The sequence below is a fragment of the Acidobacteriota bacterium genome, assembly GCA_034211275.1.
GTDB lineage: Bacteria > Acidobacteriota > Thermoanaerobaculia > Multivoradales > JAHZIX01 > JAGQSE01.
The window spans coordinates 16,920-41,977 of the sequence record JAXHTF010000038.1; the positions used below are offsets into that span (position 1 = coordinate 16,920).

At 68.6% G+C, this 25,058-nt stretch carries 16 protein-coding genes; 7 read left to right on the top strand and 9 right to left on the bottom strand.

Translation table 11 applies throughout. The features are described from left to right. Window positions 1-98: 98 nt before the first annotated feature. Window positions 99-566: a hypothetical protein gene (locus SX243_08720; GenBank protein ID MDY7093039.1), complete on the bottom strand. Its 468-nt coding sequence runs from the start codon at window positions 564-566 to the stop codon at window positions 99-101. 30 nt (window positions 567-596) lie between these two features. Next, complete coding sequence (locus SX243_08725) at window positions 597-1,169, bottom strand: hypothetical protein (protein ID MDY7093040.1); 573 nt, start codon at window positions 1,167-1,169, stop codon at window positions 597-599. A gap of 241 nt (window positions 1,170-1,410) precedes the next feature. Between SX243_08725 and SX243_08730 the strand changes: the two genes are divergently transcribed. The 3 genes from SX243_08730 to SX243_08740 all read left to right on the top strand — a co-directional run bounded on the left by SX243_08730 (window position 1,411) and on the right by SX243_08740 (window position 7,237). Continuing rightward, window positions 1,411-3,171 (top strand): amidase, encoded by a 1,761-nt coding sequence (locus tag SX243_08730; GenBank protein MDY7093041.1) that lies wholly within the window; start codon window positions 1,411-1,413, stop codon window positions 3,169-3,171. Between the two features lie 57 nt (window positions 3,172-3,228). Continuing rightward, window positions 3,229-6,093, top strand: a complete 2,865-nt coding sequence (locus SX243_08735; protein ID MDY7093042.1) for a hypothetical protein — start codon at window positions 3,229-3,231, stop codon at window positions 6,091-6,093. A gap of 67 nt (window positions 6,094-6,160) precedes the next feature. Continuing rightward, window positions 6,161-7,237: a PHB depolymerase family esterase gene (locus SX243_08740; GenBank protein MDY7093043.1), complete on the top strand. Its 1,077-nt coding sequence runs from the start codon at window positions 6,161-6,163 to the stop codon at window positions 7,235-7,237. Between the two features lie 38 nt (window positions 7,238-7,275). Here the strand turns inward: SX243_08740 and SX243_08745 are convergent, their stop codons facing one another. The 5 genes from SX243_08745 to SX243_08765 form a co-directional block, all read right to left on the bottom strand. Beyond that, entirely contained in the window at window positions 7,276-7,740 is a 465-nt protein-coding gene (locus SX243_08745; GenBank protein ID MDY7093044.1) for a hypothetical protein, read from the bottom strand. A 19-nt stretch (window positions 7,741-7,759) separates the two neighbouring features. Continuing rightward, the gene (locus SX243_08750; protein MDY7093045.1) at window positions 7,760-9,586 is read right to left on the bottom strand and encodes a M3 family oligoendopeptidase; all 1,827 of its coding nucleotides are present in this window, start codon (window positions 9,584-9,586) and stop codon (window positions 7,760-7,762) included. Continuing rightward, window positions 9,583-12,177, bottom strand: a complete 2,595-nt coding sequence (locus tag SX243_08755) for a hypothetical protein (GenBank protein MDY7093046.1) — start codon at window positions 12,175-12,177, stop codon at window positions 9,583-9,585. Before SX243_08755 ends, SX243_08750 begins: the two co-directional genes overlap by 4 nt. 172 nt (window positions 12,178-12,349) lie before the next feature. Continuing rightward, window positions 12,350-12,904: a DUF4136 domain-containing protein gene (locus SX243_08760; protein ID MDY7093047.1), complete on the bottom strand. Its 555-nt coding sequence runs from the start codon at window positions 12,902-12,904 to the stop codon at window positions 12,350-12,352. Window positions 12,905-13,058: 154 nt separating this feature from the next. Beyond that, window positions 13,059-14,138 (bottom strand): mechanosensitive ion channel family protein, encoded by a 1,080-nt coding sequence (locus SX243_08765; GenBank protein ID MDY7093048.1) that lies wholly within the window; start codon window positions 14,136-14,138, stop codon window positions 13,059-13,061. Between the two features lie 419 nt (window positions 14,139-14,557). Between SX243_08765 and ppc the strand changes: the two genes are divergently transcribed. Continuing rightward, on the top strand, window positions 14,558-17,314 hold the full coding sequence (gene ppc, locus SX243_08770; protein MDY7093049.1) for a phosphoenolpyruvate carboxylase: 2,757 nt from the start codon (window positions 14,558-14,560) through the stop codon (window positions 17,312-17,314). 13 nt (window positions 17,315-17,327) lie between these two features. Here ppc and SX243_08775 read toward each other — a convergent pair whose 3' ends face one another. Then, the gene (locus tag SX243_08775; protein MDY7093050.1) at window positions 17,328-18,848 is read right to left on the bottom strand and encodes a R3H domain-containing nucleic acid-binding protein; all 1,521 of its coding nucleotides are present in this window, start codon (window positions 18,846-18,848) and stop codon (window positions 17,328-17,330) included. A 164-nt stretch (window positions 18,849-19,012) separates the two neighbouring features. On the opposite strand from SX243_08775, the gene SX243_08780 reads away from it, so the two are divergent. Continuing rightward, entirely contained in the window at window positions 19,013-21,343 is a 2,331-nt protein-coding gene (locus SX243_08780; GenBank protein ID MDY7093051.1) for an SLC13 family permease, read from the top strand. Between the two features lie 108 nt (window positions 21,344-21,451). Here the strand turns inward: SX243_08780 and SX243_08785 are convergent, their stop codons facing one another. After that, the gene (locus SX243_08785; protein MDY7093052.1) at window positions 21,452-21,967 is read right to left on the bottom strand and encodes a nuclear transport factor 2 family protein; all 516 of its coding nucleotides are present in this window, start codon (window positions 21,965-21,967) and stop codon (window positions 21,452-21,454) included. Window positions 21,968-22,398: 431 nt separating this feature from the next. On the opposite strand from SX243_08785, the gene SX243_08790 reads away from it, so the two are divergent. Further along, window positions 22,399-24,312 (top strand): M14 family metallopeptidase, encoded by a 1,914-nt coding sequence (locus SX243_08790; protein ID MDY7093053.1) that lies wholly within the window; start codon window positions 22,399-22,401, stop codon window positions 24,310-24,312. A 576-nt stretch (window positions 24,313-24,888) separates the two neighbouring features. Further along, on the top strand, window positions 24,889-25,058 hold a 170-nt coding region (locus SX243_08795; GenBank protein MDY7093054.1), incomplete at its 3' end, for a helix-turn-helix domain-containing protein.

Sequence of the window (25,058 nt, forward strand, 5' to 3'; positions counted from 1 at the left end):
CGGAAGACTGAACGCTCGACAGCCCGCCCCGGCGTACCGGCAGCGGGCTTCGAGTCTACGAGAGCGCTGAGATTGAATGGTAGCCGGCGAAGCCAGTGTCAGCCGAGGACTGATTCTACCACTTGGCGTACCAGCGGCAGGGGGACGGTGACGTGGATCTCAGCGTCGTCGGAGTCGACGTCGATGACCAGGTTGCGACCGCGCTTGGCGATCTGGACGTGGTCGGTGCCGTCCTCGACGGTGACCAAGGTCACGTCGCCGGCGTCCTCGAGGCCTGCCAAGGCCTCGTGCAGCGTGTCCCGGTAGGGCTCCAGCTGCCGCCGCGCCTGGTCCAGATCCTCGCCGACGGCCTCGTGGGCGAAGGAGGCTCCCAGACCCACCAGGGAGGCGGGGATGGGGGCGGTGAAGTGGACGCCGTCGGGGCCCTTCTCATGGACTCGGAGGACGACCAATCCGTCGGTGGCGACGCTGGTGGCCACGGTGGCGGCGACGGCCACTCCGGTGCTGGCGATGAGCAGCATGCCGGCGGCGAAGACGATGAGGAAGAGGCGCAGGGCTTTTTGCATGATGGACTCCTAAAGGCTCCCAGGGACTCTTCAGCGGCCCTCGGGACGTTGGTCGATCCACACCCGCACGCGGGTATCGTCCTCGGTGATGGTGGCCAGCTCGCCCTCGCCTTGGGCGGCCAGGGCGCGCAGGGCGGCGGCGATGTTCAGCTGGTTGTCCTCGACGCCGTCGAGCAGGGCGGCGACCACCGCCGAGGGCACCCGCACGTGGATGTCGGAGCCGTTGTCGGTCTTGGCCTCACCACGCACCACCAGGTAGCCGTCTTCCTTGAACACCCGCATGGACTCGTCGTCGGAGTCTATGGTGACGAAGTCGACGTTGGGGGAGGCTTCCAGCTCCTGCCACATCTGGCGCAGCTGCGCGGCGGAGATCTCGGTGTCTTCGAGCTGGATCTTGCCGTCCTGGTACTCGTCCACCTGGATCATCGTCAGGGCGGACTCCACCAGGCTCAGAGGGAGATTGACGGAGATGTTGGCGTTGTCCTCGCCCTCGTGGACGGTGACGTGGAACCACAGGTCGGAAGCTTGGGCGGCGGGGGCCAGGGCGATGGCGAAGGCGAAGAGCAGTGCGGCGATGCCGGCGGCGAACTTGGAACGGGTCATGGTCAGGGTCTCCTCATGGGGTCTCGGATTCATTCGGTCGAGTCTTGGTGTCTTTTTCCTTCGGTGTAGCGCTACCTGCCCTACAACACGCTCCTGGGGCTGGAAATGTTTCAAGGCGGAAGAAAGGGATGAGTACAATGGGACGTCGGAAACCACCTGGAGGAGCTCGATGCACCATCGCCCGCCGTCCCCCGATCCGCAGCAAATTCCCGAAGCGCCGTCCTCGGAGACGCTCCCAGAGATGAGCGGAGACCTTCGGTCCAAGGACCCCAGCCGCCGAACCTTCTTGGCCTTTCTGGCGGCCCTGGGTGCCGGAGCGCCGGTGCTCGCCCGAGCAGCGGAAGCGGCCGGCGGTGGGGAGGTGACGCTGGAGACGCTGGCGGCGGCGGAGCGCATAGCGGGGGTGGAATTCACCGACGAGGAACGGGAACTGATGCTCGAGGGAGTGCGGGACCTGAGCGAAGACTATCGGGCCCTGCGGCAAGTGGAGTTGCCCAACTCGGTGAGCCCGGCGCTGGTCTTCGATCCGCTCTTGCCGAGAATGGAAGTGGACGAGAGCCGGCCGCCGGTGGCGTCCGAGCCCTCCCGCCAGGATGGCTTCGAGGTCGACGCCGGCTCCGAGGAGGAGCTGGCTTTCCTGCCGGTGCATCGGCTGGCGGAGCTGGTGCGCGGCGGCGAGATCACCTCGGAGCGCCTCACCGGCCTCTATCTCGACCGGCTGAAGCGGCTCGGGCCGAAGCTCGAATGCGTCATCACCCTCACCGAGGAGCGTGCCCTGGAGCAAGCCCGCCGCGCCGACGCGGAGATTCGCGCCGGACGCTACCGGGGTCCCCTCCACGGTATTCCCTGGGGTGCCAAGGACCTGCTCTCCGTCTCCGGCTATCCCACCACCTGGGGCGCCACCCCCTTCCGTCAGCAGCGCCTGGAGCACGACGCGGCGGTGGTGCGGCGGCTGGATGCGGCGGGGGCGGTGCTGGTGGCCAAGCTCACCCTCGGCGCTCTCGCTTGGGGCGACGTTTGGTACGGCGGCAAGACCCGCAATCCGTGGAATCTGGAGGAGGGCTCCAGCGGTTCCTCCGCCGGCTCCGCCTCCGCCACCGCCGGCGGCCTGGTGGCTTTCAGCATCGGCAGCGAGACCTGGGGCTCCATCGTTTCCCCGTCCACCCGCTGTGGCGCCACCGGCCTGCGCCCGACCTTCGGCCGCATCAGCCGCGACGGCGCCATGGCCCTGTCCTGGAGCATGGACAAGCTGGGCCCCATCTGCCGCAGCGTCGAGGATTGCGCCCTGGTGCTGGAGGCCATCCACGGGACGCTGCCAGCGGAGCTCCCCGGCCCTGGGGAGAGCGATCCGTCGGTGGTGGACCGCTCTTTCGCCTGGGATTCCCGGCGCGAGTTCCGCAATCTGCGGGTGGGGTACCTGAAGAGCGAATTCGAAAGCGATCCCACCGAGGGAGCGGAGACGCCGGAGCAGGCGGCGGAGGCGGAGGAGGCGCGGCGCTTCGAGCTTCGCACCCTCGACACTCTGCGCGCCCTGGGTTTCGAGCTGGTGCCCCTGGAGCTACCCTCGCTACCCATCAACGCTCTTTCCCTGATCCTCAACGCCGAGGCGGCGGCGGCCTTCGACGCCCTCACCCGCAGCAATCGGGACGACGAGCTGGTGCGCCAGGTAGCGGTGGCCTGGCCCAACTTCTTCCGCATGGCCCGCACCATTCCGGCGGTGGAGTACGTTCAGGCCAACCGTGTGCGCACGCTGGCCATGGCCCAGCTGGATGCCGCTCTGCAGGGCGTGGACGTCTACGTGGCGCCCTCCTTCAGCGACAATCTCCTCCTCACCAACCTCACGGGCCATCCGGCGGTGACTTTGCCCAACGGCTTCCGCGGCGACGGCCGGCCCACCAGCATCACCTTCTGCGGCAAGCTCTTCGGCGAGGAAAAGCTCTTGCTGCTGGCCATGGCCTACCAACACGCCAGCGGCTTCCACCGGCGCCATCCCCAGCTCTGATCGCCTAGGGCCCGAGGTGCCGGGCCCGTTTTCGCTATCGCTATCAGCCCTCCCATCATGACTTCATGGATCCAGATCGATTGCCCGCGCTGCCGGCGCCGGCTGCGCTGTGCCGTCCCGCCTTCGGTGGGGGACCGGGTACCGGCGGGAGGCGGGCCACAGCGGCTGCGGCTGCGCTGCGGCCACTGCGCCAAGCTCTTCACCATTCGCCGCCGGGCTCCCGAGGCCCCGGCGCCGGTGGTTCCTCCGCGGGCCCCGGCCGTTCCCCAGGCCCCGAAGACTACAGAGCTTCCCCAGCCTCCTGAGCCTCCCGAGGCTCCAGAGCTCCCCGAGGCTTCAGAGTTTCCAGAGGCTCCAGAAACTGCGGTCGCTCCGCCATCCCCGTCAGCCGTGCAGGCCCCAGCAGCCTCGCAGCCCGCGGCCGCCCCACAGTCCACGGCAGCTGCCCCGCAGCCCGTGGCGGCTCCGGCCCGGGCGCCGGCTTACATCCGCCGTCGCCCCTTCCGCAGCCTGGATCCGGAGGTGCAATCCCGTCGCCGCTTCCTGCGGCGTCTGGCCCTGGGCTTGAGCCTGGTGGTAGTGCTGGCGGCGCTGGGCTGGTGGTGGTGGCAGCGGGAACCGGCTCCGACGGTGGCGCCGCCGCCCTCGGCGGAGGATCCGGCGGTGGTGGCGGTTCTGCCGTGGCAAGCCCTCGCCCCCGGTGCTCCCCGGGACTGGCTGTCCACGGCGTTGGCGCGCATGGCCGCGGCGGAGCTGGAGGCTTCCGGCGTTCCGCGGGTGGTCTCTGGCGCCGAGGTGGCGCGGGTCGCCGGCGAGCTCGGTCGGGACAGCTGGGGGCCGGGCCAGGACCTGGCCTCCACCGCTCGCAACTTGGGGGTCGGCCGCCTGCTGGTGGGAACCTACGGCAGGGCTACCGAAGACCCCTCGGCGAGGGTCCTCCGGCTCGAGCTGCTGGACGCCACCGGCCGGTCGCTGGCGGCGGCGGAGGAACGCTCGGATGTTGGGACTGGGACCGGCGCCCGGGGTGACGGCGGCGATCTGGCAGGGGTTGTGCGGCGGCTGACCGCGGCGGTGGCGGCGGAGTCCGGTACCATCCTGGAAGGCGCGCCACCCACCGACGGGGGTGCCGCTCTGACGCCCAGCTCCTTCACCGCCCTCGAGCCCTACACCAAGGGTCTGGACGATCTCGACCGTGGCGATCCGGGATCGGCCCGGGCCCATCTGCTGCTGGCGTCGGCGGCAGCCCCGGACTCGGCGGAGGTGCAGCGGGCCCTGGCCGAGGCCTGGGGGCAGCTGGGCTATCGGCGGCGCAGCGGCGAGCTGGCGGACAAGGCGCTGGCTCGCGGTCAGGACTTGCCCCGGCGCTGGCGCCTACGCACCACCGCCGAGAAGGCCCGTTGGTCCGGTCCGCCGGCGTCGGCGGCGAATCTCTATCGCCAGCTGCGGCAGGAGCGCCCACGGGACCTCCAGCTGGCCCTGGACGAGCTTCGGCTGCGCCTGCAGGCGGAGGATGCGGAGGGTGCGGCGTTGGTCGTCCAGGAGCTCCAGGCACTTCCGGTGCCGGACCGCAACGACCCCCGGGTGGACCTGGCGGCCTCCGCTCTGGCTCGGCTGCGGGAAGACGCCGAGGCCCAGGGCCGCCACGCGGCGGCGGCCCTCACCGAGGCGCGGGCTCGCGGTGCTCTCACCTGGCAGGGGGCGGCCTACCTGGCGCTGGCGGAAGCCGCTCTCCATCAAGGCCGCCTGGAGGAAGCGGACCAGAACATCACCCTGGTCCGGCGCCTCTACCGGGATTTGGACGACCCTCGGGGGCAGGGCCGCGCGGCTCTGGCGGGGGCTCTGGCGGCCACCTTCCGCCTCGACGCCCCCGGCGCGGAGGAGCTCTTCCAGACCGCCAAGAACACCCTGCGCCGGACCGGGGATCTTCCGGCGGTGGCGGAGGTGCTGTTGCAGCGGGGGCGAGCCTTGGAGCAGCTGGAGCAGCCGGAGCGGGCGGCGGAGAGCTACCAGGAGGCCTTGGAGCTGCGCGAGGAGTTGGGGGACGTTCTCGGCACGGTGGAGGTGCAGCGAGCCCGCGGCGGCCTGCTGCGTCGCGGTGGCGACCTGCGCGGTGCAGAAGGGGCCCTGCGGGAGGCTCTGGCGGTCCCGGAGCTGGCGCAGAATCCAGCCTTGGAAGCGGCGTTGCAGCTGGAGCTGGCGACGGTGCTCTCGGCCCGGGAGCGCTTCGTGCCGGCGCAGCGCGCCCTCGGCCGAGTCCTCGAGCTCGCTTCCGCAGGGGATCTGGCGGACCTGGCGGCGCGGGCCCACGGAGGTTTGGCAGAGCTCGAGCTCTTGGGCGGCAACACCGCGGCGGCCCGGGGGCATCACGAGGCAGCCCTGGCGATCTATCGGGATCTCGAGGACGAGGAGCACATAGCGGAAACCCGGCTAGCCCTGGCGGCGTTGGATCTCGCCGCCGGGCGGGCGGCGGCGGCACAGGCGGTGGCCGCCGGCCTGATCGAGCGTTTCCAGGAGCTGGCGGTGCCCGACGGCCTGTTGGCCGCCCGGGTGCTACGAGCCCGTTGCCTGATGGCCCTGGCGGACCTGGCGGAGGCGCGCACCGTGCTCAGCGCCGCCGCCGCCAGCCTGGGGCCGGACAGCCCCGCTCCTCTGCACCTGGAGGTGGCCCTCGCCGACGCTCGCTTGGTGGCGGCGGAGGGCGACCCCCGGCGGGCGGTGCGGATCCTCCAGCAGCTCCTGGCGGAGACCGTGACCACCGCGGCCACCGGGCCGTCGCTGGAAGTCCGCCTGGCGTTGGGGGAGATGGAGCTACAAGCCGATCTGGCGGCGGCGGGGCGTGCCCGCCTGCGCGCGGTGCGGGAAGATGCGGAAGCGCGGGGATATCCCTGGATCGCCCAGCGGGCGGGAGAGGCGCTGGAGTGAAGCAGGACGAATGGAGAGCGCGAAGATGAGTCGATGGGATGGCACAGGATGTCGGCAGGGGACTGAGATGAGGGTTGAGGATTGGCAGTCCCCAAGCGTCCGGGGAGACGAGGCGCCGCGGCGCTGCGGCTGGCGAACCCAATCCCGAGGGACGGGGCTTCGAGCGAGCCTATGGCTGACCTGTCTGCTGATGACGCTCCCTCTGGTGACGACAAGCTGCGGCAAGGGCTCCGCTCCCAATTTGCCGGATCCGACCGTAGGAGCTCCGGCCTCTGGCAGCTACCAAGAGACTCTTCGAACTGAGCTCGACGAGCGCCGCCGGACCTACCGCGTACACATCCCCTCGGGCTACACCGGCAGCGAGCGCTGGCCCCTGGTGGTGGTGGTCCACGGAGCCTTCAACACCGGTCGCGGCATGGAGGAAAAGACCGGCTTCTCCGAGCTGGCGGACCGTGAGGGCTTCCTCGTCGCCTACCCTGACGGCATTGGCCTTCGGGGGCTCTTCCAGCATTGGAACGCCGGCTTCTGCTGCGGCAAGGCGCTTCGCTTGGGTATCGACGACGTCGGCTTCCTCGACCAAATGATCCAGCGGCTCAGCGACCGCCTGGCGGTGGATCCGCAGCGGATCTACATGATCGGTGAGTCCAACGGTGCCATGCTCACCTACCTCTACGCCTCCCGACATCCCTCCCGCCTCGCCGCCGCCGGAGTCTCCGCCGGCGCCACCGGTGGTATCAGGGGTGGCGCCCGAGACCCCGACGGCGAGCTCTTCCGCATCGAGCCGCCGGAGCACCCAGTCCCCCTCATCGCCTTCCACGGCCTCGCCGACGACCGCGTCCCCTTCTCTGGCCGTGACGACGGCATCACCGTGCCGGTGGAGGAGGGCCTCGAACGCTGGGCTCAAGCCAACGGCTGCGAGCCCGACCCCGCTACCGAAGAACAACGCCAAGGCACCGTCCACCACCGTGTTTGGAACCAAGGCCCCGCCTGCGCCCCGGTAGAGCTCTACACCCTCGAAGGCTGGCCCCACCAATGGCCCGGTGAGCGTTTTACTCGCAAGTTGGAGGGCGAAGAGAACTCGGCTCTTGCCGGATTCGATGCGGCGGAGGTGGCTTGGGGGTTTTTCGAGGGGTATCCCAACTAGGGGAAGGGGCCTCAAGGGGTGTAGGCTCTCTGAGAGACCTACCCCTCCGGCAAGTCCGCCGGCCACTTTTTCCTTCCGAAGAAGAAACCTAGAAAGAACCCCGCGGTGGGTGTGACGAGGAGGAAGTCGGCGGCGGTGAGGGCGTTGGGGGATTCGAAGACGTAGGCCAGCCAGTAGCCGACGCCGAGGGGGGCGAGGAGGAGGACGGTGGCGGAGAAGCGCCGTTGGCTTTCCGCCTCGCGGTGAGCGTACTCGCGTTCGCCCTTGGTGATGTGGGGCTCGTGGGCGGCGGCCCAGCGTTGCTCTTCGATCTGGCGGTGGCGCAGGGCGGCGACGATGCCGGCGCCGGCGGCGAGGGCCAGGACCAGGGCGTGGGCGAGCCAGGCGCCGGCGGGGGGGCCTTGGGGCACCACGTGACAGCCACCGCTGGTCATCAGGCCGAGGAGGGCGCCGACGACGGCGGTGACGAGGGCGCCTCGTTCGAGGCTCAGGAGGCGGCTCAAGGTCTTCGCGGCTCCCCGGTCATTCCTGGCCCTCGAGACTCTCCAGCTCGTCCAGCAGCTCCCGAACGACTTCGAAGCCCTGTTGCCAGAAGGCGCGGTCGGTGAGGTCGAAGCCGGCCTCCTGCATGATCTCCTGGGGCCGCGCCGAGCCGCCGTGGGCGAGGAGCCGCAGGTAGGACGGCTTGAAGGCGTCGCCTTCCTGCTGGTAGCGGCGGTAGAGGGCCAGCACCAAGAGCTGTCCGAAGGAGTAGGCGTAGCAGTAGAAGGGGGTGTGGAAGATGTGGGGGATGCTGATCCACTCGTATTGGAACTCGTCGGAGAGCTCCACGCTGTCGCCGAACTGATCCTGCAGATTCTCCATGTACAGCCGGTTGAGCTCGGAGACCGGACGGCCTTCGAGGATGGCGCGGTGGGCCTCCAGCTCGAAGCGCACGAAGTAGGCCTGGCGCAGCACCGTGGCGTAGATGTCCGAGAGAGTCTTGGCGAGCATCTCCCGGCGCACCGCCGGGTTCTTCTCCCGCGCCAGCAGGCGGTCGGTGACCAGCATCTCGGCGAAGACGGAGGCGGTTTCCGCCAGCGGCAGGCTGGGGTTCTGGGTGAGCAGCGAGTGCTCCTCCGCCAGCATGCTGTGCACCGCGTGACCGAGCTCGTGGGCCAGCTCCGCCACGTCGCGGATGCGGCCGGTGTAGTTGACCAGCACCCAAGGAGTGAGCTCAGGAGTGACCGTGCTGCAGAAGGCACCGCCGCGCTTGCCCTTGCGGATCTCGCTGTCGATGTGCCGCTGTTCGAAGACCCGCCGCGCCTGGCGCTCGAGAACCGGATCGAAGCTCTTGAAGGTGTCGAGCACCAACGAGGTGGCTTCGGACCATGGGATTTCCCGGTCCGAGGGCTCCAGCGGCGCATAGATGTCGTAGCGCCGCAGGCGGTCCGAATTCCACTGCTCCGGCCCCAGCCAGCGGGCCTTGAGGTGGAAGAAGCGCTGGAAGAGCCCGCGGTTGTCCCGCACCACGTCGAGGAGCAGATCCACCGCCGAGTCCGGCACGTCGTTCTGGGTGTTGCGCACCGCGATGGGGGAGGAGAAGCCGCGCAGGCCGATCTGCTCGTTGTGCCAGTCCCGCACGCGGTAGGTGTAGATCTGGCTCAGCACCTGGACTTCGTCGGCGTAGACCCGATAGAGCTCCTGGTAGGCGGCGGCGCGCTGGTCGGGGTCGCTGGAGTAGGCGTAGGTCATCAGCCCGTCGCGGGTGAAGGTCCGGGACTCGCCGTCGATCTCCAGCTGGTACTCCAGGCGGTTGGTGAGCATGGAGTAGAGGGTCACCATGCCGGAGATGCCGTCGCTGTCTTTGAGGTTGATGAGCTGCTCCCGGGCCTCGTCGAGCATGAACGGCTTCCAGCGACGGCGGTCCTGGAGGTAGAAGCGGTAATCCGCCTGATCCTCCCCTGGCAGCAGTCGTTCCGCCTGCTCGTCCGAGAGTTCTTTCCACCATAGGATGAAGAAGAGGATGCGGTTGTTGAGGGCGGTGAGGAGCTGCTCGACTCGGTTACGGAAGGTCAGGGCATCGGGGCTTTGGGTGTCCGCCGAGAACCACAGCAGGCCGTAGGCTTCGACTCGCACCATGTGTTCGAGGAGCTGCTCGTACTGCTGCAGCAGGTCGAGGAAGACCGCCGGGTCCATCTCCGGCGAGAGCTCCTTCCGGCGGGCTTCGAAGGCTTCGGTTTCCGCCCGCAGAGCGTCGAGCTCGGCGCTGAGCACCTCCTCGGAGGGCTCCGGCAGCAGATCGCCGAGATCCCAGCCGGTTTGCTCTTGGGCGGCGATGGATTCACGGGGGAGGGTGCTTTGGGTCATGGTGTGGGATCCTGCTCGGTTTCGGTTGGGGGCTCCGGCGTCGAGTCGTCGACGACATCTTCGTTCTCTATCAGTGTATTGCTCTCGATGGGTTCTTCGTCGGCTTCGTCGATTTCCGGTGCCGCGGGAGGCCCGTCGGAGCTCGTTGGCTGCGCCGCCTCCGCTGGCTGTACCGTTGCCGCCGGCAGCAGCTGCGCCAATCCAAGCCCCTGACGCTCCTGGTTGAGGGCCGGCAGCTCCTCCTGTTGGGCGCGGCGCAGACCGCTCTCGGCGGCGTCGATTTCCGCCATCAGCTCGTCGAGCACCGCGGCCTGTTGATCGGTGGGCCGGTCGAGGCTCAGCTCCACCAGCGCCGCGAGGGTGGAGAGTTGCTCCAGGAGGCCGCCGGAACGCTGGGCCTCGGGACCCACCAGAGCCGCCGGCCCGAGGAGCAGATCGAGGCCTTCCAGACGCTGCCGCAGGTCGCGGGTGCGGGCCGCCAAGGAAGCCGCCTCGGCACCCAGGGCGGCGGTGTCCACCGGCGGGGCGGCGGCGAGGATGCGGGCCAGCTCGCGGATCTCGACCCGCAGGGTGGCGATGCGGGAGAGCTGGTCCCGCAGGCGCAGGAGGAGGTCTCGGCGCGCCGTCAGAGCTTCCGGCGAGGCGAGGCTGCGGGGGTCCTGGGCGACGCGGAATTGCGCCGTCGTGGAGTTCCCGCCCACCGCCAGCCGGACCAGATACGGGCCGGGAAGGACCCGCGGGCCGCCGCTCCACAGATTCATCCCCTGGACCGCCGCCAGGCCGTCCGCGGGGGGATAGCGCAGATCCCAATCGAAGCGGTTGAGGCCTGGCTCGGTGGGAGGGGCGGAAGCGTGGGGTGTGGCGGGCTCGCTGCCCGTGCTGAAGGTGCGGATGGTCTCGCCGCCGGGGCCCAGGATTTCCAGTCGGAGGGGTGTCCCCGGGGGAAGCTCCGCCAGGTGGTAAAAGAGGGCCAATCCCTCGGCGGGGCCGGGATCGGGTCCGGCGGCGGCGCGGTTGGGATCGTCGGCCCCCCGGAGGATCGCCCGGCGGGGGGTGAAGAGGTGGAAGGTATCGGTGACCACTTCCGGGTTCAGCTGCCGCAGTGGTCCCAACTCGTCCAGAATCCACAGCCCCTGGCCTTCCACCGCGGCGAGGAGGGCGTCGCCGTGGAGCTCGAGGTCGAGGATCGCCGGTGCTGTGCCGTCCTGGGGCTGGGGCCAGGGATGCCAGCGGCGGCCATCGTCGAGGGAGAAGAAGAGGCCGCCGTTGGTGGCGGCGAAGAGTAAGCCGGCGCGCTGGTCGTCCGCCGCCAGGGCGTGGACCATCGGGGCGCCTTCCATCCCGCGGATGATGCGGGTCCAGGAGCCGCCGTAATCCTGCGTCCGAAAGACCCACGGCTGGGCGTCGGCGCCCGGTGCCACCGCGGCCAGGTAGAGGTAGCCAGGGGCTCGGGGATGGGCTTCCAGGGCGGTGATGCGGGCATCGGCGGGGAGGGTCGGTGGCGTGACGTTCTGCCAGCTGGCGGCGAAGTTGCGGGAGACGTGCACCAGGCCATCGCTGGAGCCGGTCCAGAAGACCCCCGCTTCCACTCGGGATTCCATCGCCGTCACCAGAGTTCCGTCGCCGCCGCTGCGGGAAGCGCGGGTCAGGTCCGGGCTGACCGCCGCCCAGCTCTGGCCGCCGTCGGTGGAGGTGAAGAGGAGGTTGCCGGCGGCGAAGAGGGCGTCGGGGTCGTGGGCGGAGAAGAAGACCGGGAAGTGTCGGGCGAAGCGGTAGCGGGCCACCGGACCGGTGCCGAAGCCTTCGGGGCGGGGCCACACGCTGACCACCCGCAGCTGACCACTGCCCTCGTCGAAGCGCAGAAGGGTGCCCTGGCCGGCGGTGGCATAGATGACGTCCCGCCGGGGATCGGGGATGAGGCGATGGGCCGGAGGCACGGTGACGAAGCGCTCCGCGGACGCGCTGCCGAAGGGGGATTGGGCCCCGGGGGTCAGGCGGAGCGGGACGCCGTCGGGGCGGGCGGCGTAGAGGCGCCAAGGCGGCCGGGGGTCGACGGCCAGGTGGACGAAGTCGAGGCCTTCACCGTCGCTGGAGCCGTCGCTGGGGCCGAGGAAGCGCCAGGGCAGGTGGCGGGTGAAGTCGGCGTCCACCAGAGTGGCCAGGTCCGCCGGCGGGGTGGCCGGCCTCTGGGCAATGGCGGATTGGGCTGGGAGCGGTGGTGGGGCCGCGGCCTGCGGGGCGGTCTCTGGCGCCTCGGTCTCTGGTGGCTCGGTCTCTGGCGGCTCGGCCTCCTCGGGGCTGATTCCTTCGGACTCGCCCTCCTGCAAACCAGTCTGCTGCGATCCCGTCTCCTCCGGGGCTCCGTCGTCCTCGGGAGCGCCGGCTTCCGCTCCTTGCTGCGGGGGTTCTTGGGGAGGCTCCTGAGCGCTGACGCCGCCGAGGCTCCAGACCAGCAGCACCGCCGCCAGGAACCAGCCGAAGGCGTTTCGGCGGGTGGGATAGGCGTGGTCTTGGGGCCGCTCAGGAAGCCTCCTGGGCAGGGGGCGGCGGTTCAAATTCTCCAGGACGCATGGGGGGCTCTCACGACTCATGGGCTGGCTCGCGGAAGGTAAGACGCACCGGACGATGCGAGTAGAGGGTAGAGACCGGATGGCACCATCCGGTGGATCGAAAGCTTTCTACCATAGATCTGGGTTCGTCCCAATCATTGGACCCGACGCTCCAGGCCGCTCATCGGGCGGCCTCTCGGGCTTCGAAGGTCGGCTACTTGGGAGGGAATTTGCGCAGGATCTTCGCGACCGCCTTCTCGATGCGCTCCACCAACTTCTCCGGCTTGTCCGAGGCGTCGTGGGCGGCTCCGCTCCAGACCAGCTCGCCGCTGGCGGCGTCGAGAATGTCGATCACCAGCGTGCCTTCTTTGTAGGAGCGCTGAAACCGCAGCGATTCGTCGTCGGCCCAATGCACCCGGGGGCTCAGCTCGTAGTCCACGCCGCTGAGGTCCAAACGGTCTTCGATGGCCCCGAAGATCAGCACCAGGAAATCCGCCTCCTGGTCCTCGGTGGCCTTTTGGAAACCTCGATTCTGAAGGCCCTTTTCCACCGCCGCCTGGAGCCTGGCCTCGAGGATGGGAGCCCGGGAGGGAGCCGCGGCGGGAAGCTTCGGCAGCTCTTTCCAGCGGTAGAGGCCGTAATCGCCGTAGGGTGCTTCGGCGTCCTGGGTGACCTCGACGCGGATCTTGGCCGAGGCTGCGGGAGCAGCCACGGTCAGGGCGAGGGTGAGAAGGCAGAGCAGGGCAAGCCGGCTTTGGAACAAGGGCATCGACGATTTCCTCCGGGGAGGATTGTACCGCGGCTGCGGAGGTCGGCTCCGGGGCTGTCCTCTCGAGGGCAAAAAAAGAACCGTCCCGACGTAGTGACCATAGCGGGACGGTGATCTTGGATTCAGGCTTTGGGCCTTACCTCTTTAGGAGTCGTCAACCGGCGTCATTGCCCCCTTGGAGAGTATTTTCTTTTTCCGGTGCGGGAGTGGGGTTGTGAATATGCACATCCCGTTGGGGGAAGGGAATCTGCACACCGTGCTGCTGGAAGCCTTTGTACACCTCCAGGTTGAGCTCGTGGAGCATCCTGCCCCGGAGCACCGGTTCGTCGATCCAGCACAGCAGCTCGAGGTTGAGGGCGGAATCGCCGAAGGACCGAAAGCGCACCCGGGGCTCGGGGGTTGCGCAGACGTGGTCATGGTTCTGGGCGATTTCCTTGAGCAGGGCGCAGACTTGGTCGAGGTCCGAGCCGTAGGCGACGCCGACGGCGATGCGCAGGCGCTCCTTGAGCCATGGGCCGCCGCTCTCGTTGATGATCTTGGCGTTGGCGATGACCGCGTTGGGGATGATGATCTCGATGTCGTCGCGGGTCAGCAGCCGCGTGCTGCGCAGCCCCACCTGGGTCACCCGGCCCCGCTCGCCGCTGTCCAGGATTACGAAGTCGCCGAGTTTGTAGGGGGCATCGGCGACGATGAAGACGCCGGAGAAGAGGTTGGCCAGGGTGTCCTTGGCGGCGAAGCCGACGGCGATGCCGACGATGCCCGCGGAGGTCAGCCAGGGACGGGCGTCGATGCGCCAGATCATCAGGATGGCCCACACCGCGCCGCCTACCAAGAAGACTTTGGCGAGGGTGTTGAAGAGGGGGATGGTGCGCTCTTCCACCGCCGGGAAGCGACGGCGGTTGCGGCTCAGGGCGTCGAGGAGGAGCCCCGCCAGGCGAAAGCCGGTGACCAGCCAGACCAGGACCAGCAAGCTCGCCAGGATGCCGAGGGTGAAGTGCTCGGCGGCCTCCTTCAGTTGCAGCCGGTAGGTCGCCAGAATCAACCCTACAAGAGTGGCGGTGGCGAAGACCGGGCGCTCGAGGGTCGAGACGATGTGATCGTCGAGGAGGGTGGTGGTGTGGCGGGTCAGGGATTTCAGCCAGCGGGTGAAGATCCACTGCAGGATTTTGCCCACCACCACCGCCGCCACGACGATGAGCAGCGCCTGGACCAGCGGCGGCAGGTTCAGGGCCACCAGCCACTCCTTGGGTTCTCGTATCCACTCTAGATTCAAGTTGTCTCTCCTTCTCGAACGCTGGGCACGATGAGACGTTCATCTCCCGAGCTCCTCGGTCTCCTGAACCATCATCTGCCTCGGGCCAAGCCTGCTACTACAATACAGCCAAGCGCTACTGGGTAGTGTCCTAGTTGGAATTCGCTCAGGCCTCGGCGCTGCTGGCCACCGCAGGCGGTCGAGTCGAAGCGGCGCGCGGAAAACTCGCTTCGCTCAGACAGTTCCGCGCGTTCTCCCACTCCGTCTCTTGCCTGCGGCGGGCGCCTCGGAGTCCTCGCTCCATTCCAACTAGGACACTACCCGCCGTCGAGGAGCCCGGCCCGGGACCGGGAGCCTTGTTTCCGTCTTTCAACTCCCATCCTGCCAGTGTCTAGGAGCTCATGAGCGCCACCGAATCTTCTCCCTCGTCCTCCGTTTCCACCCCGGATCCCCACAAGCCCCTGCGGGACGACGTCCGATTGTTGGGCCGCCTGCTGGGGGAGACCCTCAAATCCCAGGAGGGCGAGGAGCTCTTCGAGGTGGTGGAGAAAATCCGCGCTCTATCGAAGGCGGCGCGGGCGGGGGAGGCGGAGCGCTTCGACGAGCTGACGGAGGTGCTCGCCGCCCTCGACCTCGACATTGCAGCACCGGTGGCCCGGGCCTTCGCCCAATTCCTGACCTTGGCGAATATCGCCGAGCAACACCATCGGGTGCGGCGGCGCCGGTTCTATCAGCGCCAGCCCGACGCCAGTCCCCAGCGGGGTTCCTGCGACGAGGCCTTCGGCCGCCTCATCGCCGCCGGGGTCGACCCCCAGGAGCTGCACCGGCAGGTGTGCGACATGGAGGTGGAGCTGGTGCTCACCGCCCACCCTACCGAGGTGGTGCGGCGCACGCTGCTGGCCAAATTCCAGCACATCGCCGAGCTGCTGGCCTACGGGGACCGGCCGGATCTGGCGCCGCGGGAGCGTCAGGAGATCGCCGAAGGCCTGCATCGGGAGATCCTGGCCATCTGGCAGACCGACGAGGTGCGCCACCGCCGGCCGACTCCGGAGGACGAGGTGCGGGGCGGTTTGGTGACCTTCGAACAGGTCCTGTGGGACGCGGTGCCGGACTATCTGCGAGAGCTCGATCGGGCGCTGGTGCAGCACACCGGCCAGTCGTTGCCGCGGGACGCCGCGCCGGTGCGCTTCGGCTCCTGGATGGGCGGCGACCGGGACGGCAACCCCAACGTCACCGTCGAGGTCACCCGCCGAGCGGTGTGGTTGGCCCGCTGGCAGGCGGCGGATCTCTTCGCCCAGGAGGTGGAGGATTTGCGGGTGGAGCTCTCCATGCGCTCCGGCTCGACGGAGCTGGAGACGAAGGCGAAGGATCTTTGGAACAAGGACGAGGAGCTGCGGGAGCCCTATCGGGTGGTGTTGCGCCAGGTGGTGGACCGGCTGCGGGCGACTCGGGAGACCATGGGCCGGCGTCTGGCGGGGCTCGATGCTCGGGACCAAGAGCCCGGCGAACCAGCGATCTACCACACCAGCGACGAGCTGGCGGAGCCGCTGGAGCTGTGCCGGCGCTCGTTGATCGAAACCGGTTTGGAGGAGATCGCCGACGGCCGGCTGCTGGACATTCAGCGGCGCCTGGCGGTCTTCGGCCTCAGCCTGGTGCGCCTGGACATTCGCCAGCACGCCAGCGCCCACACCGACCTGCTGGACCGGGTGACGGAGCATCTGGGGCTGGGGTCCTACCGCTCCTGGGACGAAGAACGGCGGCTGGCCTTCCTGGTGGAGCAGCTGGAAGGGCGGCGGCCGCTGATCCCGCGCAAGCTCTTTCCAGAGGGGCCGTTGGATGACCCGGAGGACGAGCTCTCTCGGGAGGTGTGGAGGACTTATCAGGCCCTCCCCGGTATCGATCGCGAGGTCCTCGGCGCTTACGTCATCTCCATGGCCCGTAGCGCCTCCGACGTGTTGGCGGTGCAGCTGCTGCAGCGGGAGGCGGGGATGGGCGAGCCGCTGCGGGTGGTGCCCCTCTTCGAGACCCTGGACGATCTGGAGGCCGCCGGCGGCGTGATGCGGCAGCTATTCGAGCTGCCGGTGTACCGCCGCCAGGCCGGAGACCGGCAGGAGGTGATGATCGGCTACTCCGATTCCGCCAAGGACGCCGGCCGGCTGGCGGCGGCCTGGGCGCTCTACCGGGGCCAGGAGTCGCTGGTGCAGGCGGCGGAGGAGTCGGGAGTGGAGCTGACCCTCTTCCACGGCCGCGGCGGCACCGTCGGTCGCGGCGGCGGTCCTACCTACCTGGCGATCCAGAGCCAGCCGCCGGGCTCGGTGGCGGGGCGCCTGCGGGTCACCGAGCAGGGGGAGATGATTCAGGCCAAGTTCGGCCTCCCGGGCATCGCCCTGCGCACCCTGGAGGTCTACACCTCCGCCACCCTGGAGGCCACCCTACGGCCGCCGCGGCCGCCGGAGGAGCGCTGGTGCCAGGCCATGGACCGGCTGGCGGACAAGGCCTGTCAGGGCTACCGCGGCATCGTGCGGGAACATCCGGGCTTCGTGCGCTACTTCCGCACCGCCACTCCGGAGGTGGAGCTGGGAGAGCTCAACATCGGCAGCCGCCCGGCCCGGCGCCGGGGCGGCCAGGGCGGGGTGGAGAGCCTGCGGGCCATTCCCTGGGTCTTCGCCTGGACCCAGACTCGTCTGCTGCTGCCTTCGTGGCTGGGCACCGGCGACGGGTTGGCGGCGCTGGAGGGGGAGGACGGTCTGGCCCTGCTGCGGGAGATGTACCGCCAGTGGACCTTCTTCCGCTCGACCCTCGACTTGATTCAGATGGTGCTGGCCAAGGCCGAGCCGGGGATTGCGGCCTACTACGACCAGCTCTTGGTGCCGGAGGACCTGCGGCCCCTGGGCGAGGAGCTGCGGGAGCGCCTGAGCAAGACCACCGAGCGGTTGTTGGCGGTCACCGGGCCGGAGGGTGGCGGTGGCCAGCTGCTCGCCGACAACGCCGTGCTGCGGCGCTCCATCGCGGTGCGCAATCCCTACGTCGACCCCATCAACGTGGTGCAGGCGGAGCTGCTGCGGCGGCTGCGGGGCCCGCAGCCGGAGCCGGCGGCCCACGAGGCCTTCCTCACCACCGTCAACGGCATCGCCGCCGGCATGCGCAACACCGGTTGAGGGATCCGGTCCCTCAATCCGGGTAGATCACCACCCGCCGGTAGGGCTCCCGGCCCTTGCTGTCGGAGGCCAGGCCGGCGTCGTGGACCATCTCGTGCTGGAGGCGGCGGAGGTTGGGGTCCTGGGGCTGTAGCTCCACCGGGTGGCCGCTGCCCATGACCTCGGCGATGCCCCGCTCCGCCTGCTGCAGCGCCACCTCGTGCTCGACGGCGAAGTCCTGGACGTCGAATTCGTCGCGCAGGAAGTTCTCCATCTGCTTCACCGTGTTGCTCTTGATCACCGCCAGCCGCACGCCGCGCATCTGGGCGTCCCGGAGGCGGTTGGGCTGGCGCCGTTCCTGGGACTTGAGGGTGAGAATCAAATCCGCCTCCCGCAGCAGGTCCACCAGCCGCACCGGCACCTTGAGGTCCCGCACCGCCCGCTGCAATTTGCCGCGGCTCACGGCGTAGGGGAAGATGCGCAGCCGCTTGGGCTTGCGCACGGCGCCGTTCTCGTGGATCTGCAGCAGGGGAGCTTCGTCGGCCATGGTCTCCTGGATCTCCACGTCGCCGGACTCGCCGCGGGTGCGCACCTGGGGGCGTAGGATGTTGCCCCGCAGCATGCGGTCTACCACCTCCGCCACGTCTTTGTGCACCGCCAGCTGATCCTGGTCCTGGATCTCCACGACGATGTCGAAGGTGGGCGGCGCCTTGCGCTCCAATACCGTCTTCTGGGTGCTGCGGCGGCGCGCCTCTTCGTCCGACAGGGTGACGGCGTGGATGCCTCCCACCAGATCCGAGAGGGTGGGGTTCTGCAGCAGGTTCTCCAGGCTGTTGCCGTGGGCGGTGGCGATGAGCTGGACGCCGCGCTCGGCGATGGTGCGGGCCGCCAGGGCCTCCGCTTCGGCGCCGATCTCGTCGATGACGATGACCTCCGGCATGTGGTTTTCCACCGCCTCGATCATCACCGCGTGCTGGCGATCCGGGGACGGCACCTGCATTCTCCGGGCGCGGCCGATGCCCGGGTGGGGCACGTCGCCGTCGCCGGCGATCTCGTTGGAGGTGTCTACCACCACCACCCGTTTGTTGAGGTCGTCCGCCAGCACCCGCGCCGCCTCCCGCAGCAGGGTGGTCTTGCCCACCCCGGGACGGCCCAGGAGCAGGATCGAGCGGCCGGCCTCGATGACGTCGCGAACGATGTCCACCGTCCCCACCACCGCCCGGCCCACCCGGCAGGTGAGCCCTACGACATCCCCCACCCGGTTGCGGATGGCGGAGATGCGGTGCAGCGTGCGCTCGATACCGGCGCGGTTGTCTTTGCCGAAGGAGCCCACCCGCTCCACCACGTAGCCGAGGTCCTGGCGGGTCACCGCCTCGCCGCTGAGGTCCACCACCCGCTCTGGAAAACGGGCCTCGGGAATGCGCCCTAGGTCGAGGATCACCTCGATGAGCAGATCCTGTCCGGCCTCCGTTTCGAGGGTCGCGCGCATCCCCGGCGGCATCACCTTCAACAGCAGATCCAGGTCGTCGGCGAGGGCTGGGTTGGGCTGGGTCAAGCGGTACCTCCCATGGGTCGAGAATGTTTTCCCGTTGAATCGAGTTTAGCCGGCTTTGACTTCCGAGCAATGCTCCCCGCAAGGCGAGGGGTGGGATTTCCGGCCAGGGGCGGCGCGCACCCCTGGCGGCGGCGGCGACGCCGGGGTAGGATCCAGGGCCAGAGATGGAAATCGCATTCCTGTTCGCGCTGCTGGCGGGGATGGTCTACCTCTTCTTGACCGAGAAGATCCCGGTGGACCTGACCGCCTTTTTGGGCCTGGTGGTGCTGATCTTCGGCGGCTACCTGGAGGCCGGTGACGCCTTTACCGGCTTTGCCTCGCCGGCGGTGATCACCATGCTCTCGGTGTTCATCATCAGCGCCGCGCTGCTCAAGACGGGGATCGCCGACTTCATGGGCGGGCGCATCCACGCTTTGGTGGGGAGCCGGGAAGTGCCCCTCATCGTCACCCTGATGATCGCCGCCGGCGTGTTGTCGGCGTTCATGAACAATATCGCCGCTACGGCGGTGCTGATGCCGGCGGTGGCGGCGGTGGCCCAGAAGGCCAATCTGCCGCCGTCTCGACTGTTTATGCCCCTGGCCTTCGGTGCCATTCTCGGCGGTACCACCACCCTGGTGGGCACGCCTCCCAACATCCTCGCCGGCGAGCTGCTGCGGGAGCGGGAGATGGAGCCCTTCCAACTCTTCGACTTCACCCCGGTGGGGTTGGTGCTGCTGGGGGTCGGGACCCTGTTCATGGCCACCATCGGCCGCCGCATGCTGCCCAGCCACGCGCCCCACGCCGGCCGCGGCGGCGGCATCGACGACCTGCGCCGCCTCTACCAGCTGGACAACCGGCTCTTTTCCCTGCGCATCCCCCAATCCTCCCACCTCGACGGCACCACCTTGGAGGAGTCGCGGCTGGGACTGACGTTGGGGATCAAAGTGCTGTCCATCGTCCGCGGCCACCATCGGGAGCTGGCGCCGCCGGCCACCACCCGGCTCAAAGGCGGTGATCTGCTGCTGGTGCAGGGCAGCCGGGACGATGTGGAGGAGCTGCTGCGGGTCCAGGGGGTGGAGGTGGAGCGCGCCGAGGCAGCGGATCTGCCGCCGGTCTCCGGAGGCTTCGGCGGCATCCGGGCGCGGCTGGAGGAGGGCTCGGAGCTGGTGGGCCGGAGCCTGCGGGATCTGGACTTCCGCGAGCGCTTCGGGCTGGTGGTGGTGGGGGTGCGTCGGGGCGGCGAAATCCGACGGGAGAATCTCGCCGGCGAGGTGCTCCAGGCCGGCGACGTGATCTTCGCCCTGGGCTCCCGAGAGCATCTCGAGACGCTCCGCCGGCTGCCGGATTTCGATGTTCGGGAAACCGGTTTCTCGGCGGTGCAGCAGCTGCAGGACAAGCTTTTCGCCATCCGCGTGCCGGCGGCCTCCCAGCTCGCCGGCCAGCGGCTGGAAGACACCGGTCTCAGCGAGCTGGCGGGGGTCACCATCGGCGGCATCATCCGCGGTGGCGAGACTCTGCCCGCCCCCGGCGCCGAGGACCGCATTCTGGCCGGTGACCAGCTGCTGGTGGCGGGCGAGCCGCTGCGCATCGTCGACCTGCTGGAGATGGGCCGGTTGGAGCTCGAGGCGCCGGAGCCCGGCACCGAGATCGAGTCGGAGGCGGTGGGAGTGGTGGAGGCCGCCCTGGCGCCGCGCTCCTCGGCGGTGGGCAAGACTCTGCGGGAGCTGGATTTCCGGCGCAAACAAGGGCTGCTGGCGCTGGTGCTGTGGAGGGGCGGCCAGCTGAACTACTCGGATCTGGCGGATATTCCCTTGCACCTGGGAGATGCCCTATTGCTCCAAGGTCCGCGGGAGCGCATCGCCAAGCTGGCGGCGGATCCGGACTTCGTGGTCTTGACCCAGCAGCCGGTGCCCCGCCGTTCGAGCAAAGCTCCCTTCGCCCTCGGCGGCCTGCTGCTGATGGTGGCGCTGGTGGTGGCGGGGATTCAGCCGATTCATGTCGCCGCCTTCACCGCCGCATCCCTGGTGGTGCTCTCCGGAGCCTTGACTATGGAGGAAGCCTATCGCGCCATCGAATGGCGGGCCATCTTCCTGGTGGCGGCGGTATTGCCCGTGGGCATCGCCATGGAGCGCACCGGCGCCGCTCTGTTGATGGCGGATTCGGTGACCTCCGTCGCAGGCTCCCTGGGGCCCTATGCGGTGCTGGCTTCGCTGGTGGTGCTGGCCAGCGTGCTCAGCCAGGGGCTGGACGGCGCGCCGGCGGTGGTGCTGCTGACACCGGTGGTGCTGCAGGCGGCGGAGACCTTGGGCCTGAGCCCCTATCCGCTGATGATGGGCATCAGCCTGGCCGCTTCGGCGGCCTTCATGACGCCCTTCAGTCACAAGGCCAACCTCTTGGTGATGGGTGCCGGCGGCTACCATTCGAAGGACTATCTGCGGGTGGGAAGCCCGTTGACCATCGTTCTGCTGGCGTTGATGGTGTTGATGATTCCCATCTTCTTCCCGTTCCATCCTTGATCGCCTTTTCGGCAGGTCCCGCGGCAGGTCCCGCGGCAGGTCCCGTAGCAGCTTCTGAGGCGGCGTCGTGACGCTTCGGATCCTTCTCTCGAGGTTGGCTCACCGCTCTCAGGAGGCGGTGGCGGAGGTCTCCACCGCTTCCCCGAATCCGGCCTCTTGGTGCTTGCTCATGTAGGCCTTGAGCCCGCGGGCGGCCTGACGCCGGATGGCGTTCTGCACCAGCGGCGTCCAGCCCAACAGCCGGCCCTTGAGGCCTAGGGCCTGACTCGCCCAGCGCCATAGATCGAAGCTGTCTCGATGGGCCACGATGCGGCCGTCCTCGAACGTGAAGCAGGCGTAGATGGAGTTGTGCACGGGGCGGCCGGTGGGGGAGAAGGTGTAGCGTGCCTGCCAGTGGGCGCGGCCGGAAGTCTCGTTGGCTTCGATCCCTTCGAATTCGATCTCCAGGTCCTTGCCGCGCTCGCACAGCATGTACCACATGGCCCGTGCTTCGGGGCCCTGGAGATGGGGAAAGACATTGTCCGAGAATTCCACTTGGGGGTGGTAGCAGGCCACCATGCCACTGGCGTTCCGCTGTTGGAAGCTACGGTAGAAGGACTCGATCAGACGGGCGTTGGCATGCATGGACGACTCCGTGTCGGAATGACTTTTGATCTGAGGATCATATCGATTCTATGGGATCATCGGTCGACGGGGCCCGCCAGGGCGTCCTGAGGGCCGGGGGGATCCGTAGATACCGCCGCCTGCAACCCGCGAAACGTTTTCTCGTACCTCATAGGTTCCTGGAGCTTGCGGAGGGATTCTTGCGGATTGATGCTCCTACTCTTGTCGTTGGGTGCCTCATCAGAAGGGGCGGTATCGGATCGGGCGCTGCCGGGGATACCGATCTTGAGAGTGTACTCCCGGCGGCGGCGAAGCTGGCGCGCGTGGAGTGAGCTCTTGGTGGCATTTCTGTCACGGTTCGGACACCGCGATAGGATTTGCGGCTCTGCCCTTGGAAGAACGATGGGGCTGATTCGATGGCGAGAGGTTGGAACGACGATGAGATTCAGACGATGAGATTCAACAGAGACCACGGGGCCGGAAGCGGAATCTGGCGATCGAGCCGGATGGTGTGGATGCTGGCGGCGCTGATGAGCCTGGCCGCTGCGCTGCCGGTGGTGGCGGACGAGATGAAGAACGCGGCTCGTTCGCCTGTTCAGCAAGACCCGCAGAAAGGCCCGCAGATGAGCTCGCCGGCGGAGTTGCCGCCTTTGCTGCCCTGGGACGGTGCCAGCCGCTCCCTGATGGCGGAGAAGGACGATCCCTGGATCACTCCCGCGGAGGTCACCGATCTGGTGGCCACGCCGGACTACGCCACCACCCTCGCCTGGCTTCAGCGCTTGGTGGCCGCTTCCCCCAAGTTGCAGTGGGTGAATCTGGGAGCGAGCCCGGAGGGGCGGTCGTTGATCATGGTGGTGGCTTCCGCCGGGGGCGCCGCCAGCGCCGCGGAGCTCCACGCTTCCGGCAAGCCGGTTCTGCTGGCCCACGGCGGCATCCACTCCGGGGAGATCGACGGCAAGGACGCGGGATTGATGTTGCTGCGGGACCTCACCGTCGGTGGTTCCCAGTCGTCGCTGCTGGAGCACGCCAGCCTGCTCTTCATCCCGGTGCTCAACCCCGACGGCCACGAACGCTCGAGCCCCTACGGCCGGGTCAATCAGCGGGGCCCGGAGCAGATGGGTTGGCGCACCAACGCGCGCAATCTGAACCTCAACCGGGACTTCGCCAAGCTCGATACCGAGGAGGTGCGGACGTTGGTGGGGGTGCTGGAAGAGTGGCGGCCGGATCTCTACCTGGACCTTCACGTCACCGACGGGGCCGACTATCAATACGACATCACCTTCGGGCACAACGGTGCCCACGGTCACTCGCCGGCTATCGCCCGCTGGCTCGACCACCGGCTGACCCCGATGCTGAACCAGGAGTTGCAGGCCGCCGGCCACATTCCCGGGCCGCTGGTCTTCCTCGCGGACAGCAGCGATCCGAGCCGCGGCAACCTGGGCTGGACCGCCGGGCCGCGGTTCTCCAACGGCTACGGCGACGCCCGCCATCTGGCCACGGTGTTGGTGGAGAACCACTCCCTCAAGCCCTACCACCAGCGGGTCCTCGGCACCTATGTGCTGATGGCGGCGGCGCTGGAGGCCCTCGGCGAGCACGGCGAGGAGCTGCGCACCGCCACCGCGGAGGATCGCCGCTCCCGCCGGGATCCGGTGCCCCTGGGCTGGACCGTCGATCCGCAGAAGGAACATCCGACAGTCCGCTTCCTGGGGGTTGAATCCCGCACCTCCCTGTCTCCCATCTCCGGCACTCTGCGGCTGGACTACACCGGCGAGCCGGTGACCTTGGAGATCCCCTATCTGCTGGCGGACAAGCCGGTGGCGGAGGTCCAGCGGCCGAAGGCCTATTGGATTCCCGCGGCGTGGTCGGAGGTGATCCGCCGGCTGGAGCTCCACGGCATCGAGATGGAACGCCTCGACGAGCCTCGGGAGGTCGCGGTGAAGATGTACCGTCTGCTCGATCCCCAGCTCGACGACATGCCCTTCGAGGGGCATGTGAGGGTGAGCGCCGCGACTCGCTTGGAGGATCGGACGGAGGTCTTTGCGCCGGGCTCGGTGAGGATTCCGACGGATCAACCCCTGGGAGATCTGGCGATTTTGCTCCTCGAGCCCGCCTCGTCGGATTCGTTCTTCCAATGGGGCTTTTTCCACTCCATCTTGCAGCGCACGGAGTACATGGAAGGCTATGTCGTAGAGCCGCTGGCGGAACGCATGTTGGCGGAGAATCCGCAGCTCGAAGAGGAATTCCGCCAGGCTCTGCTCAGCGATCCGGAGCTCGCCGGAGATCCACGGGCGCGGCTGCGCTGGTTTTACGCTCGGACCCCCTATTTCGACGCCCGCTGGCGACTGTATCCGGTGGCGCGGGAGTAGCTCATCGCCGATTGATCGAGCAGCTTCCGAGGAGCAGTCCCCGAGCCCTCGGACACTCGGCCGGCCCAACTCTCGAGAGCTCTTGGATCTTCGAATCCCGTTTCGATAGAGCTCTCAATAGCAGGAGACTCGCAATGCGATCATTGAAATGGATCTTCGCCCTGACGGCGATCTTGATGTTGGCGGCGGCCCCGCCCTTAGAGGGAGCCGAGCTCGCCCAGGGTGAGGAGGAGACCATGGCCCGATCTGAGACCGCGATTTCGCAGTGGCTCCAGCTGGGACCGGTGACGGTTCCCCTGCCGGCCTTTCACCAGGACGAGACTCGGAGCTTCGGGGCCGGCGAGCTGCTGGAGACGACTCTCCTGGAGGTGGACAAGCTGTGGCCCCAGGCCGGCGACACGGTGCGCTGGAGCGACGGTGAGACCCTCGAGTGGCGCGACAGCGGCGATGAGCCGCAGCTGGCTGCGCCGGCTTCCGGCCTTGGAGTGACCTACCTGGCGGCCTACCTGGAGGCGGATCGCTTCGCCGAGGCGAAGGTTCGGCTGGTCGGGGCTTCTCGGGTCCGGCTCTTCCTCGATGGAGAGCAAGTCGCGCAGCGCTCCCGGTCCACCGGAGGCGACGACATCTGGCGCCCAGCGGGTGTTGGATGCCGCGGCGGAATTGTTCGCCAACGAGGACTACGCCAGCGTGTCCATCAGTGCGATCGCGGAGCAGGCCGGGGTCAGCAAGGCCAACATTTACCACCA

What these genes read in the sequence shown, in the direction of transcription:
- SX243_08755 (MDY7093046.1), bottom strand. Translation starts at nt 12,177, where the DNA reads ATGAGTCGTGAGAGCCCCCCATGCGTCCTGGAGAATTTGAACCGCCGC.
- ppc (MDY7093049.1), top strand. Translation starts at nt 14,558, where the DNA reads ATGAGCGCCACCGAATCTTCTCCCTCGTCCTCCGTTTCCACCCCGGAT.
- SX243_08790 (MDY7093053.1), top strand. Translation starts at nt 22,399, where the DNA reads ATGAGATTCAACAGAGACCACGGGGCCGGAAGCGGAATCTGGCGATCG.
- SX243_08730 (MDY7093041.1), top strand. Translation starts at nt 1,411, where the DNA reads ATGAGCGGAGACCTTCGGTCCAAGGACCCCAGCCGCCGAACCTTCTTG.
- SX243_08760 (MDY7093047.1), bottom strand. Translation starts at nt 12,904, where the DNA reads ATGCCCTTGTTCCAAAGCCGGCTTGCCCTGCTCTGCCTTCTCACCCTC.
- SX243_08780 (MDY7093051.1), top strand. Translation starts at nt 19,013, where the DNA reads ATGGAAATCGCATTCCTGTTCGCGCTGCTGGCGGGGATGGTCTACCTC.
- SX243_08725 (MDY7093040.1), bottom strand. Translation starts at nt 1,169, where the DNA reads ATGACCCGTTCCAAGTTCGCCGCCGGCATCGCCGCACTGCTCTTCGCC.
- SX243_08785 (MDY7093052.1), bottom strand. Translation starts at nt 21,967, where the DNA reads ATGCATGCCAACGCCCGTCTGATCGAGTCCTTCTACCGTAGCTTCCAA.
- SX243_08740 (MDY7093043.1), top strand. Translation starts at nt 6,161, where the DNA reads ATGAGGGTTGAGGATTGGCAGTCCCCAAGCGTCCGGGGAGACGAGGCG.
- SX243_08720 (MDY7093039.1), bottom strand. Translation starts at nt 566, where the DNA reads ATGCAAAAAGCCCTGCGCCTCTTCCTCATCGTCTTCGCCGCCGGCATG.
- SX243_08735 (MDY7093042.1), top strand. Translation starts at nt 3,229, where the DNA reads ATGACTTCATGGATCCAGATCGATTGCCCGCGCTGCCGGCGCCGGCTG.
- SX243_08750 (MDY7093045.1), bottom strand. Translation starts at nt 9,586, where the DNA reads ATGACCCAAAGCACCCTCCCCCGTGAATCCATCGCCGCCCAAGAGCAA.